Raw genomic sequence first — 13,905 nt, forward strand, 5'->3', positions numbered from 1 at the left:
ATGGACAGTAATATACTCGTATCGGTTGTTATACCGACTCTAAATGCAGAAAAGTTTATCAGAGAATGCCTTGAAGCTACAATAAATCAAACATATTCCAATATTGAGATAATTATTGTAGATAATGGTTCTGAGGATAAAACAGTAGAAATATGTAAAGAATATGCTGAGCGTGATAAGCGTATAAATCTGTTTCATGCTGATAAAAGAGGTGTATCATCTGCCAGAAATTGTGGCATAGATAATTCTAAAGGAGAACTTATTGTTTTTTTTGACGCTGATGATATTCCGGAGAAAGATATTATTGAGAGTTATTTGATCGCTGCGGGAGAATGGTATGACAGGGATATTTCTTTTATTGCCTGTGGCATTTTTTATGACAACAGAGTCAATAAGAATGTTGTTGATAAGGCGTATCTTTTGGAATCATATCGAGGGTTTATTGAAGGAGAAAATTACATTTTAAATCGAAACTATGCAGCTACTCTTGCATGGCTGAAAATTTTCAACTTTGTTACAAATAAACTCTATAATGCAATACTGATTCGTGCAAATAATATTAGATTTGATCAGGATGTTAGCATAGGCGAAGACCTTAAGTTTAATCTTGATTATCTAAATGCAATTCCCGGATACATTGGCATGGTCAACAGACCGTTGTATCACTATGTAAGAAGAAGCGGTGATAGTCTGTCAATCACTTACCATGAAGGCGATATAGAAGATACCAAGGAAATATACAGAAGTTTTCTTGACTGGGAAGAAAAGCAGGAAGATGTATCTGATGATAATCTGCTGGTTATTAAATCCATATTCCTTACGGATTGGATCAGCAGGCTATCCTCTATGCATGATAAATACGAGAATACCAAAGAATACCGTGAATTTAGAAGTGTTATGAATTCTGAGGTAGGAAGTCGAGAGTTCCAAACTTTATTAAAAGAAGTATTTAAAGCATCCAAAATCAGTTGGATCAGATATGTTTCATTAAGGACCGGAAATTTTAGCGTTTTCTGTTTCTTTAGGAAGATTTATCAGTATGCAAAGGGATAAGGGTGCTTATTGATGTGCAAAAAAGTTTCCGTAATAATTCCATCATATAATGTGGAAGAATATATAGAGAACTGCCTTGAATCTGCATGTGCACAATCATACGACAACCTCCAGATTATTGTCGTTGATGATGGCTCTACCGACAGCACCTTCGATAAGATAAAGCTTTTTTCCGAAAGAGATGACAGAATTCTTGCTATTCATAAAGAAAATGGCGGCGTTTCATCGGCAAGAAACTTTGGTCTATCGAAAGTTGAAGGTGATTACGTCACATTTCTGGATGCAGACGATGAACTCGAAAACAATGCAATTCATATACTTGTTGAAAGAATAGAAAAAACTAACGCTGATGTTGTGTCCTTTCAGTATTCTAGATGGGATAAAGAAGGTAACAGATTAGAAGATGTTGATTTTGTAAATGACGATTTTGACTTTTCTTCAAATCAGAATAGAGTAGAATTTATTGCAAAAGAGCTTGTTCAATACAGGGTTGGTGTCGAAGCTTGTATAAAGTTCTTTAAAAGTGCAATAATAAAAGAGAATAATTTGTCTTTTCCTGAGAACTGTCGAATAGGAGAGGATTTCGCCTTTACTCTCAAATACATTTTGCATTCTAATAAATTGGTCAGCATTTCTGATAAGCTATATCGCTATAACAACAGGAGCAATTCCGTCATGAATACGCCCAGAGAATTTGGAGTAGAGCTGACAGAGCGGGTTGTTATGCTTGAGGATGTATGGAAACATGTAAACGAGATGGATAACGAGATCTATAGACATGTATTTCCTGTCATATTTGTTATGATAATAAATAATAATTACATTGGACATAATGCTGATGAAGTTTCAGAGCAACTAAAAACACTGGATAACATAACATTTGTTAAGGCAATGTATGAGAAACTCCCGAAGTTAAGAGAAGAATACTTTATGTTGGATAACTGTGAGATTGCAAGGATAAGATATCGCTATCACATGTATATCAGGTCAGTTTTAAATAGCTTTACTATAGGTGAGAGAATCACGTTATCCTTATATGATCTCTACCGAAGTATTAGGGGGCAGGAGAAACTAGAATCCTGGATTATGCCATATTAATTGGAGCTTACACATGAAAAAGCATGCTTATCTCATTATGGCTCATAATGAATTTGATTTATTGGTCAAGCTTCTAAAAGAACTTGATGATCCCAGAAATGATGTTTACCTGCATATAGATAAAAAAGCCGGGGAGTTTGATGAGGAGGCAATCAGAAATTCAATTGTACAGTCTAAGTTGTACATGATGCCAAGGATGAATGTCTATTGGGGACACATAAGTCTGGTAAAATGTGAATTAAAGCTTCTTCGAGCAGCATCCAAGGGCAATTATCATTATTATCACATGATTTCCGGAACAGATTTTCCTTTAAAATCCCAGGATTATATCCATGATTTTCTTGAAGATAAAGATTCTTTATATCTGACGTGTCATAGGGATGGAGAACCCGGATATGAATTTATGTTTAAATTAAAATATTATTATCCGCTTTTGAGATTTGTTGGCAAGGGAGTATTCAAGGGTACAAGTCTAAGGGATAAGATGGGCAGAAAGCTTGGCTATTGGCAGTTAAGGCTGACTGAGATACAGGAAAAGAAGAATATTGACAGAACAAAAAAGCATCCTGATATTGATTACTATAAGGGTGATAATTGGTTTAGTATTCCTCATGACTTTGCTATATACATTCTTTCTCTTGAAAAAGAGATCATGAAACTGTTTGGATTGACAGACGGTTCTGATGAAATCTTCATGCAGACCATGGCTATGAGATCGAAGTTCTCAGACAGGGTTGAGAATAATTGTCTCCGTAAAATTGACTGGAATAGAGGCACACCTTATGAATTTACTTATGAAGACCTTAGCGAACTGTTAGAATCAGATGCGTTTTTTGCAAGAAAGATTTCCTATGAGAGGCAACCACTCCTTGTGGAAACGCTAATTAAACATATAAAAGGAGCCGGTTTTGGGCAGGATTAAGAATAAAGTTGCTTCCTTCAAGGGCGGCATAATAGGAAGGCTGTATCACAATCTTTTGTGGATATACAGTTTTTATAGGAATTTCATAGGCAGGATAGTAGGTTGTGTAGTAGTAGAACTCATACAGATGGCTGTTGAGTTCTATATTTCATATCGTATTGGTTCTGTTGTGGATTATGCTGTAGAAAAGAATACCGAAAAACTCCTTATGATGGGAGTCCTGTACGTTGGCCTTATTATTCTTAATGCACTTATGAGCATAGTGGCAAATCGTTTTGAAGCATGGAATTATAATTCCATGCGAATGGATATGGTAAAGGCCCTATACAATAAGATAGTAAAGGCTGATTGGGAAGAACTGACTAGTTTTCATACCGGAGATCTTATACAGAGAATAACAAATGATGCAAGAGTTATTGCTCAGAATGCAAATTTGATCCTCACAAAGATTATAGTTAACACACTTGTTATAATCGCATCACTGACAGTTATCATACTAAATGATGCCAGCATGATCCTTGTTGTAATTGTAGTTGCACCCATAATAATGCTTTCATCCAGGATATTTATGAGTAAGGTTTATGAGTGTCAGTCTGCAATTAGGACAATTGAGAGTAAAGAGAGTGCATATCACAAGGAATCTTTTCATAATATTCAGGCTGTAAAAGCTTTTGGACTGGCAAGGGAGTTCTACGAGAGAATCAAAGACCTGGAGCAGCAGCGCTATAAGGCTGATATGAAATCTAATTTCTTCTCACTGATGTCCTGGGGAGTTACATATCTTGGTGGTATTCTTTCCGGCATTGCCTGCGTATCCTGGGCTTTTTATCGTGTTGATTCAGGGGCTATGACACTGGGGGCTCTTACTGTAGTCATTATGATGGCTTACAGGATTGCTACATCCGGAAAGATTATCCTTGGTCTCATTCCAACATCACTTGAGCTTACGGTATCAGCTGAACGAATCAGGGAGATCCTCTCAATCCCTGATGAAGAATTTGTTATATCACCAGAGTTTGAGAGCTTTGACAAGGAAGCAAGGAAGAATGGCGTTTCAATAAAGATCAACGACATGTCTTTTGCCTACAAGACCAGCAAGACAATTTTCAACAATGTTTCTCTTGAAGCACATCCCGGTGAAATTATTGCTTTGGTAGGACCTTCCGGAGAAGGAAAAACCACAATGCTGAGAATCCTTTTGGGCATCCTGAATGTGCAGAAAGGTGATGTCTATGCATTTGCAGGAGAGAATAATAAAAAGAACTTAAGGCTCTCCACAGAGACAAGACCTCTTATTGCTTATGTTCCACAGGGCAATACCATGCTGTCAGGAACAATTGAAGAAAATATGAGGCTTATAGCTCCTGAGGCTACTGAAGAAGAGATAATAGATGCTCTTAAACAGGCCTGCGCATATGACTTTGTCAAGAAACTTCCTGATGGAATCTATCACAATATAGGTGAAGGCGGAACAGGATTTTCTGAGGGACAAAATCAAAGACTTGCCATTGCAAGAGCAATCCTGAGACATACGCCAATCCTTCTTATGGATGAGGCAACATCTGCGCTTGATGTTGCTACTGAGAGACAGGTTCTCAAGAATATCATGAAGAAAGACATTAATAGAACCTGCATTTTGACTACACATCGTCCAAGTGTACTTACTACCTGTGATCGAGTATACAGGATCAGTAACGGTAATGTTAGTGTTATCGGTAATGATGACATCCAAAAGCTGATCAATGAGTTTTAACAGGAAGTGTCGTTATGAATGATAATATATATGTAACAAAACCAAGTCTGCCGCCTCTTGACGAATATGTTGAATATTTAAAAGAGATATGGGAGAGCAAAAACCTTACAAATATGGGCAAATTCTGGCAGGAGTTCAACAGAAAACTGTCAGAATTTCTTGACGTTGAATACTGTATGCCCTTATGTAACGGGCACATGGCATTGGAGCTTACGCTACAAGCTTTCGAGCTTTCAGGAGAAGTAATAACGACGCCATTTACCTTTGCATCTACAACTCATGCAATCGTAAGAAACAACCTTACACCTGTGTTTTGTGACATCAGAGAGTGTGATTGCACTATTGATCCTGACAAGATAGAGGAGTTGATCACTGATAAGACAACGGCAATATTGCCTGTACATGTATATGGTATGCCTTGTGATATGGCTCGAATAGAAGAGATTGCCAGGAAGAATAACCTGAAAGTTATCTACGATTCAGCTCATGCTTTCGGAGAAAAGATAGACGGGAAGAGCATTGCTGAGTTTGGAGATGCATCCATGTTTAGTTTTCACGCAACTAAATGTTTCAACAGTATCGAGGGCGGATGCATAGCCACTAATCAGAAAGAGATAATGTACAGAGTATATCAACTTCATAACTTTGGTATTCTGGGTAAAGAAAATGTGGAGTATGTGGGGGCCAATGCCAAGATGAATGAGCTGCAGGCAGCAATGGGACTATGTAATCTTGGTCATTATGAAGAAGAGAGAAACAAACGTGAAGTGCTCTTTAACAGATACATACAGCGAATAAAAGAAATAAAGGGAATCCGGATACTTGCGTATGATACGGAACACGTGACATACAATTACAGCTATATGCCAATTTTTGTTGAAGAAGATAAATATGGTATGAGCAGGAATAAACTTTACGATTACCTTGCCAAGAACCACATTTATACAAGAAAGTATTTTTATCCAATTGTTCCTGAATTTGGATGTTACGAGAATTCAGATTTTAAAGGAGATACATCCGTAGCACATCGCATTGCAGAGCAGGTTCTTACATTGCCGATTTATGCTGATCTGCCAATTGAAAAAGTAGACCTTATCTGTGATCTGCTGGAAAATGCTGGTTAAATATGGAAAAGAATCTAAAAGTAAGCGTTGTTGTGGCAACCTATAGACATGAAGATTATATTGCCCATACACTCGAAAGCATCCTGTCTCAAAAAGTTGATTTTGACTATGAGGTTTTAGTTGGGGAGGACTGCTCCGGTGATGAAACTGCAAGGATAGTAAAAGAGTTTGCCGATAAGAATCCGGGTGTCATCATCCCGTATATTCGAGAGAAGAACATGGGAATGTCCGGAAATTCTCTTGATTTGATTCTTAGGACTCAAGGCGAATATGTAGCCCTTATTGAAGGGGATGATTATTGGATAGATGAGAATAAGCTTCAGAAGCAGGTTGATTTTCTTGATACACACAGGGAATATGTGGCCTGTTTTGGCAAATCTATAATAGTTGATGAAAAAGACAATCGTCTTCCTAAGAGGGAACAGGATAGCGGCTTCATAAAAAGAAGCGGCGATTACACAATGCAGGACTTCGAAGAATATATGCTTCCGGGACAGACAGCCACCTCTATGTACAGACAGGAAACCTTTGTAAGACTACTGCGAAATGTTATAGACTCAAAGTTTGATATGAACCGCTTCATAGACAGGCATTTGGTGCTCATGATGATGTCAGAAGGAAAACTCTATAATTCTGGGGAAGAGATAGCAGCTTACAGATATGTCCTTAAAAAGAAATCCGGCTCATGGTCATCAAAGAATGATTACTATAGTTATCAGAACACCATGAATTATCTTGAGGGTCTTAAGGAACTGGAACTTATGGGAAAAGACCTTAAGATGAAAGTGGACTTTGATGAGCGAAGAAAGTATGAGATCAGAAAGCTGGCATCAAGTCTCTCAAAATTCAGCAAGAGTGAAGAAACCAAATTGAAACGGGCTATGGTAAAGGACAGCAATAACAGATTTGACGTGGGATTTTACCTGACGAAGGTTTTCCTAAAAAAGAATATTAAAAGAACTGCTAAAAGAATACTTAGATGGAATGGAGATAAGCCATGAACGAGACTTATAACGAGATTGTTGAAATAATAATTGATATTGCTGATATTTCAAAAGAGGAGATAGAGACAGAAAGTTCACTTATTGATACTTTGAATCTTAATTCTCTGGAGATACTAGCTATCGTGTCAAGGATTGAGAAAAAGTTTTCAATAAAATTATCAGAGCAGGAACTTCTTTCAATCGCTACAGTAGATGATATTGTCAAGCTTGTGGAGTCAAAAAAATCATGAAAATCGGGATAATGCAGCCATATTTCTTTCCATATATTGGATACTGGCAGCTTATGAATGCAGTTGACGAGTATCTTATTGCAGATAACGTTAACTATATTAAGAATGGATATATAAACAGAAATAAGATTGAGTTAAACGGCGAGCCTTTTAACTTTGGAGTATCTGTACGTAAGGCATCGCAGAATAGATTTATATGTGATCATGAGCATAATCTTGACAGGGATAGTGTAGATAATCTGCTTAAGACTCTTAGGTCAGCATATGCAAATGCTCCGTATTTTGAGAATACTTTCGAACATGTTAAGTCTGTTTTGGAGTTTGGCCTTACTGATGAAGGCAGAAATCTGGCAACTTTTCTGGAAAATGCCATTCGCACTACAGCTGTCAAACTTGGTATTGCTACGCCGATATACAGGAATTCTGTTGATGTACCCTTGGATGGTGAATATAAGAGAGAGTATTATGTAGTGGCGTTGTGCAAGAAACGTGGCGCAGACGTATATTACAATGCCATAGGTGGTACAGGCCTTTATTTCCAGAGCTTCTTCAGAGAAAATGGCTTAGGCCTTAAATTTGTTAAGAGCAATCCTGAACTTAGTTATGCTCGAGGAAATCATGAGTTCATACCAAATCTCTCAATCATAGATGTAATGATGTATTGTGATGAGGATCAGATAAAAGAGTTATTGTCTCAGTTTACCCTTATCGACGGTTATGAGGATATGCAGGAAAAACTTATGCAGGAGGCAAAATAAACGTGAAGAAAATTCTTATCTTTGGTGCTTCAGGCAACATGGGCGGTTATCTTGTTGAGTACTTTCTGCAGCATTGCGGAAATGATTATGAGATCATAGGTGTCGATATAACTGAGCATCCTACTGTTAAAAAGATGGTTAACATCATCACTATGGATATAAACAATGATGAAGATTACTCCAAGCTTCCCACAGAGGATGTCTATGCTGTTATTGATATGATCGGCCCCATGCCGGCAAGGATGATAGGATATAAGCCTATAGTTTACGTGAACACAAATGTACTGGGCTCATTCAAGATATTTGAATATGCAGTCAGAGTTGGTGCTGACAGAATTCTTTATGCAAAGAGCTTTATTGATATTGTTAAAAGAGGTGAACAGCAGCTGTATCTCCATGTAGATGATGAGCCTTTGTTTGACTATGACAACTATCATTCGGTGTATGCTGTTACGCAGAATACCGCTAAAGACCTGCTTAGATGTATTCATGAGTTTTACGGAATTAAGACATTCACCTTCAGGCTTCCACACATCTATTTGTGGAATGGTGACGGAACATATAGTGTTAAAGGTGTTCCACAGAAGATGATGCACAGGATCCTTATAGATAAGGCTACAGCAGGGGAGACTATAGAAGTTTGGGGAGATCCTACAAGGCAAAAGGATATGGTCTATGTCAAGGATCTGTGCCAGATATTCTATAAGGCAACCTTTGTTGACAGAGAAACAGGTTTTTACAATGTTGGAACCGGAATTGGGACAACACTTCTTGAGCAGATAGAAGGAATGAGAGATGTTTTCGGCGGGGAGAAGAAGTCTGAACTTGTATTCTGTCCGGACAAGCCCAATGCACCACAGTACATTATGGACATTAAAGAGACTGTCAGGGATCTTGGATATAAGCCAGAGTATTCCTATATAGAAATGCTGGAAGATATGAAGAAAGAAAGGGATCTTGGAAGGTTCTGAGAGGAAAAGACATGGAAGAATTTAGAATTGACGGAACAGAAATAATGGGTGAAAACCTTAGAAATAAAGTGGCTTTCTGTGGACCTAACACAAGATTATACCCTTTATGTAAGATGATTCATCCGGATAAGGCTGTGTTGGAAGATCACTGTCAGCTGTTTGATTTTGTTTTTGTTGATGCCGGACAGGGGCTTAGATTGGGGAAATACTCAACTTTGACCTGGAATGTGCTTATTGAAGGTGGTGCCAAGACCGATATTGGACACAGAGTTTTCCTGGGACCCGGAACCAAAGTTCTTACATCCACTTATGAGTTTGATGGATATTATTCGATAGAGCATCTGCCTGGAGATGCTGGTAAGATAAGCTTTGGTGATGTTATCATAGAGGACGATGCATATATCGGTGCAAACTGCACGATACTTCCAGGTACAATAATAAGAGAAGGAGCTTTTGTTGGTGCAAATTCTCTTGTAAAAGGTGAACTCAAGCCCTGGACTGTATATGTAGGAACTCCCTGCAAGGAAATAAGGCAGAGAGTCAAACCTACAGAAGAGAGAAAACAGATTGTTGATGGCATGGACTGGAGCCGTCACGAATTATGATTTTTTATTTAATATGGCTTTTTTAATCTTTACAAATATGTAAGCAATAGAAATTTCTACAATTATTCTTGTGAAGATGATGATGGCACTTCTAAGGGCAGGAGATCCGGTCCAGCTTTCGTAGAATAAATACTGGACGTATCCTCCAAGCGCAATTACTTCAATGGAGTGAATGCATAATATCTCTAGGGTAAATCTTCCTATTCTTCTGAAGCATGTGGAAATAAAACCATTTAGCCTGTTAAGAGAGAGGAAGATTTTTATCATGGCTACACCTATGAACCCATGTATGATTATGGATATTGGCCCCAAAGCATAGCTGTCGTTGGCCATATCAAAGAAAGACTGTGTGCTGACCAGAACTATATATACTAAAGTGGCTAAGGATACAATAATTGTTCCGAGGCCCTTTTTTATTGGCGAAATGAAAAGCTTATGTTTTTTAGCATAGTATCCTAGCCATATGTAGAAAACAGATATCAGTCCCTGTGATAGGCTGTAGGGCAATGGGCCTAAAAGACAAAGAGCCCATCCTATGAATGAGACGATAAGTACAGAAACAGCAAGCATCTTGCCTTGAAAATGGTTTATCAGGAAATTGAAAACTAAGAATGCTATGGCAAGGCCCAGCAAAAACCATATGGGGCCACAGTTGATAAAGTAGTATCCATGGAAGTCGTGGTCCTGTGGAATACCTAAGACACCGCCGCGTAATACTTTAATTGTTTGTTCTTTAGACCCGGCAATACTTTTGTATAGGAACCAATAGCTGAAAAAGTGGAGAATTGTTGCAATGATCATTGTAATGATATATGGAAGCAGCAGAAGCTTGAACTGCTTTTTCAGACATTTCTTCATGGTGGTCTTCCTGAAACCGTATCCACTGATGAGGAAAAACGCGGGCATTGTAGCCTCGGCCATAAGTTTAAAGATAAATAGTAAGGCTAATACAAATATGTTTATCTGAGAAATAAGTTCACTTAAATACTCGGTCTCAACATCAAATTCAAAAAGGCCATAGGTATGAGTTATTATAACTATAATTATCATGACGCCTTTTATCAGGTCGAACATGCCCAATGAGTTTTTAAGTATAAAGTTATTATTTTTCTTCATGGTCTTCTTCCTTGAGTCTAGTTTGTTTTATTAATCCAGTATCAGATAAGGTTTATACAGGTTCTTTTCCAGATCGTGGTCACTGATACCAAATTGAACGTTTTTGTCTGTGGTAGGTACTAATTCTTTTACAAAGATATATTTATCAGTGATGTGATGTCTACATAAAGCTATTGAAATGTAGTCTCCCATGAAATCAGCAATTGGCCAATTTTGTACTGTATCATAAGCAGGAACATAGAGAACCACTTCGCCTGATCCATTTTTTTCGGCGCTCCGGACTTGGTCTATTATATCGTTCATCAGAGCTTCGCACTGAGAATATGAGATGTTAGAGTTATTATATGCAAAAAAAACTTTACCGGGGTTTATAAACAGGAGAATCAATGTACCGGAAAGAATAAAAAGCAGTCGAAGATTTTTCGAGTTTCTTGCTACTAAATCACTAAGGCAATAAATAAGTCCAATAAAGAAATAAAAGAAAATGCCTATAGTTATTTCGGCCCTGACAATGTAATAGGGTCTTGTTGCAGCGCTTAGCATGATCATATATGTTATTGCAAGAAACTGATATAGTACAAATAGAATTAACGAACGTGATTTGCGTCCGCATTTCTTTATCCATACTATCCCCACGATAAGGCCGAAAATTGTAATGAATACGTTTATAATTATTAGATTACCTAATCCGTAAACAAGTGACTGAGAGATATTACCGGTTAATGATCCAATACCTACCATAGCTGCATTCCCACCAGTGGTCTCCAAATAATTAGAAAAGAACCAAAAGATAATTATGAGCAGATTAAGGATATTTCTTTTGCAATAATTCTTAATATCGAATTTCTTGGCTCTAATATCTGAAATGAGCTGATAGAGCAGTTCTGCTCCGATATAGGCAGCAAGTATCACTGATGAAAAAAGATTGGAAAAGATGGCGAAATATATCCATATCAAAAGAACAATTTTTTTAAAGAGGGAACTTTTGTCAAAGAGAGTCTGAATACTGCCATATGAAATACAATGTATTACTAAAGTGGCGTTTATAATTGCTGATAAGGTATAGTTATAAAAACTGGTAAGATTAGGAGCCCATATTGAATAAATATTATTGCTTCCGGAATGAACATATGTAATAAAATGTAAAAGTATGAATAATAATCCATAACCAATACTACCAAATTGTGAGGCTATTTTCTTTCTATAGAACATGAGGGAAAACTCTGTAAAATAGAGAGTTAAAAGAAAACTGCAAAAAAGTCCATGAGCTAGTGTTAATGAAAAGCAATAGTTATGTGTTATAGGATTGATAACAAGAGCGCCAAAGCATGATACTGCGGGCATAAATGTTTCAGGAAAAACTTTTATTGGATTCCAATATCCAATCATGGGAATGGGAAGCCTAAACTGAGCGATGTAAAGCCAGTCATCAGCGTCATATACGACTAATGGGTTGATTGATGTAAGGAAAATAAACAGTCCTACGAACAACAGGAATGCATATATAATAAAAGTGATATTAGAATTGCTTCTTTTTAAAATCATTATAGTAATTAACCTTTCTAGAAACAGCAGATAAACAGCTGTATAATATAATTCAGTTTTTGACTCGTTAAGAGAAACACACGAAAGGAAAAACGAAAATGAGTAATTGTTTGAAAAAGAATCTCATTCTTTATATTAGTTTTGCAATTATTTTAATGCATTCTTTGTATTTCTATCAACAGAAAAAAGGATTCTTTTTAGATGAGGCATTATCGTTTAGATTAGCGAATAGTAATGTTGTTACTATTGATGATGTGGCATATTTCGTTTCAAATGAGTCAATTGAACAGTTACTTGATGAATTGCTGGATAGAACATTAGAAATATATAAATGGCAGAATCAAGATGAGATTTTGGCTAAGTATACTACTATACATGGCGAGGAATTCAACTATATCAATGTATATTTTCTACAAGCCATGGACAATCATCCGCCCTTATACTATTTTGTGTTAAAAACTCTGTGCTCTATCTTTCAGAATGTTGATCTTATAAGTATAGGCTTTTTAATAAATATTATATGCCTGTTGCTCGTATGTTACATAGTATACAGGATAGGCATTTATGTATTTGATAATCAAATATGTGCTATTGCAGCCATGTTATATTATGGTCTGAGCTTTAGTTTTATTAATAATGCTACATTTTTCAGAATGTATGCATTACTAACATTCTTGACAATACTTTTACTATTTTTATGCATTAGATGGATGAAAAATGGATATGATAGTGACAAAAAGAGTCTTATTTGCCTCTGTTTAGTTGAGTACGCAGCTATGATGACACAGTATTTTGCGTTCTTCATATGTGTTCCGCTATTTGTTATGAACATTATCTTTATGGTAATTGACAAAAAGAGCATTAAGTCATATCTGATATTTAACATTGTTACCGTGGTTATGTATCTCTTTACCTGGCCCTTTGCAATACGACATTTATTATTTACCGACAGAGGCGATGATGTTACCGGAAATCTGCGGGAATTCAGAATAATTCAAAATATAATGGAATATAAGGACACAGTATCACAAGACTTATTTGCCAATATTAATCTATATATAAAATGCTTTTTTATCCTTCTATGTGCAACAGTACTTATTAAAATAGTAAAGGCGATAATCAATCGTAATATTGCAGATTCAGTTCAATCAGATATGGTTCGCAGTATGCTTTATGTTTTTATTACTGCATTTGCTTATTTTGTAATAGCTTCAAATTCTGTTCCGTGGTTTGTTGATAGGTATATTATGCCTGTAATGCCATTATTCAGTATCATTATAGTCTATGTTATCTATCAAACTTTATTGTTGATAATTAAGAATAAGACAATTTGTGGATGCTTTCTGATATTATTTGCCATGATCATATGCATATTCTGGCATGCAAGACTTGTTCCGCATTATTTGTTTAATGACTCTGACAGAAAGAGTTATGTTGAAAACTACACTGAACTAGATGCCGTTATAATAGATAAGCCTGATGAAATTCTTAATTCTGAGATTGAATTGAATTTTAGTCATCCTAATATATATGAAACTGATTATGACAATGCTTCTCAATTGAGGGAAGTTCTCTCAAAAGATAATAAGTATGTGGCTTATATCAGAAATACTGAGAATACTGATGACCTGATTATTCAGTTGGAAGAGATGGGATATGATCTGAGAAAAATAGAATATGAATCGGAGTTTTATAAGATTTACCTGTTGAGTGATTAACAATGATG

The 13,905-nt window shown here is 36.5% G+C and carries 13 protein-coding genes; 11 read left to right on the top strand and 2 right to left on the bottom strand.

Translation table 11 applies throughout. The features are described 5' to 3' along the window. The 10 genes from G589_RS0110015 to G589_RS0110060 are packed head-to-tail and all read left to right on the top strand — an operon-like array spanning position 1 to position 9,518. Positions 1-1,053 (top strand): glycosyltransferase family 2 protein, encoded by a 1,053-nt coding sequence (locus G589_RS0110015; protein WP_026522046.1) that lies wholly within the window; start codon positions 1-3, stop codon positions 1,051-1,053. A gap of 12 nt (positions 1,054-1,065) precedes the next feature. Then, positions 1,066-2,151: a glycosyltransferase family 2 protein gene (locus G589_RS0110020; protein ID WP_026522047.1), complete on the top strand. Its 1,086-nt coding sequence runs from the start codon at positions 1,066-1,068 to the stop codon at positions 2,149-2,151. Between the two features lie 13 nt (positions 2,152-2,164). Next, positions 2,165-3,073, top strand: a complete 909-nt coding sequence (locus tag G589_RS0110025; protein WP_035775824.1) for a beta-1,6-N-acetylglucosaminyltransferase — start codon at positions 2,165-2,167, stop codon at positions 3,071-3,073. After that, the gene (locus tag G589_RS19530; protein ID WP_051192304.1) at positions 3,060-4,826 is read left to right on the top strand and encodes an ABC transporter ATP-binding protein; all 1,767 of its coding nucleotides are present in this window, start codon (positions 3,060-3,062) and stop codon (positions 4,824-4,826) included. The genes G589_RS0110025 and G589_RS19530 overlap by 14 nt, the downstream gene beginning before the upstream one ends. Positions 4,827-4,840: 14 nt before the next feature. After that, the gene (locus G589_RS0110035; protein ID WP_026522049.1) at positions 4,841-5,950 is read left to right on the top strand and encodes a DegT/DnrJ/EryC1/StrS family aminotransferase; all 1,110 of its coding nucleotides are present in this window, start codon (positions 4,841-4,843) and stop codon (positions 5,948-5,950) included. A gap of 2 nt (positions 5,951-5,952) precedes the next feature. Continuing rightward, positions 5,953-6,951: a glycosyltransferase gene (locus G589_RS21150; protein ID WP_051192305.1), complete on the top strand. Its 999-nt coding sequence runs from the start codon at positions 5,953-5,955 to the stop codon at positions 6,949-6,951. Then, the gene (locus tag G589_RS0110045) at positions 6,948-7,184 is read left to right on the top strand and encodes an acyl carrier protein (RefSeq protein ID WP_026522050.1); all 237 of its coding nucleotides are present in this window, start codon (positions 6,948-6,950) and stop codon (positions 7,182-7,184) included. Before G589_RS21150 ends, G589_RS0110045 begins: the two co-directional genes overlap by 4 nt. Further along, on the top strand, positions 7,181-7,942 hold the full coding sequence (locus tag G589_RS19540) for a WbqC family protein (RefSeq protein ID WP_035775825.1): 762 nt from the start codon (positions 7,181-7,183) through the stop codon (positions 7,940-7,942). Before G589_RS0110045 ends, G589_RS19540 begins: the two co-directional genes overlap by 4 nt. Before the next feature lie 2 nt (positions 7,943-7,944). Further along, the gene (locus G589_RS0110055) at positions 7,945-8,913 is read left to right on the top strand and encodes an NAD-dependent epimerase/dehydratase family protein (RefSeq protein WP_026522051.1); all 969 of its coding nucleotides are present in this window, start codon (positions 7,945-7,947) and stop codon (positions 8,911-8,913) included. An 11-nt stretch (positions 8,914-8,924) separates the two neighbouring features. Continuing rightward, on the top strand, positions 8,925-9,518 hold the full coding sequence (locus tag G589_RS0110060; protein ID WP_026522052.1) for an acyltransferase: 594 nt from the start codon (positions 8,925-8,927) through the stop codon (positions 9,516-9,518). Here the strand turns inward: G589_RS0110060 and G589_RS0110065 are convergent. Then, on the bottom strand, positions 9,513-10,634 hold the full coding sequence (locus G589_RS0110065; RefSeq protein WP_026522053.1) for an acyltransferase family protein: 1,122 nt from the start codon (positions 10,632-10,634) through the stop codon (positions 9,513-9,515). The two genes, G589_RS0110060 and G589_RS0110065, sit on opposite strands and share 6 nt — an antisense overlap. Before the next feature lie 30 nt (positions 10,635-10,664). Continuing rightward, positions 10,665-12,179: a hypothetical protein gene (locus tag G589_RS0110070; protein ID WP_026522054.1), complete on the bottom strand. Its 1,515-nt coding sequence runs from the start codon at positions 12,177-12,179 to the stop codon at positions 10,665-10,667. A 98-nt stretch (positions 12,180-12,277) separates the two neighbouring features. On the opposite strand from G589_RS0110070, the gene G589_RS0110075 reads away from it, so the two are divergent. Further along, entirely contained in the window at positions 12,278-13,897 is a 1,620-nt protein-coding gene (locus G589_RS0110075; protein WP_026522055.1) for a glycosyltransferase family 39 protein, read from the top strand. The last annotated feature ends 8 nt before the right edge of the window (positions 13,898-13,905 follow it).

The organism is Butyrivibrio sp. VCB2001, assembly GCF_000423965.1.
Lineage (GTDB): Bacteria > Bacillota > Clostridia > Lachnospirales > Lachnospiraceae > Butyrivibrio.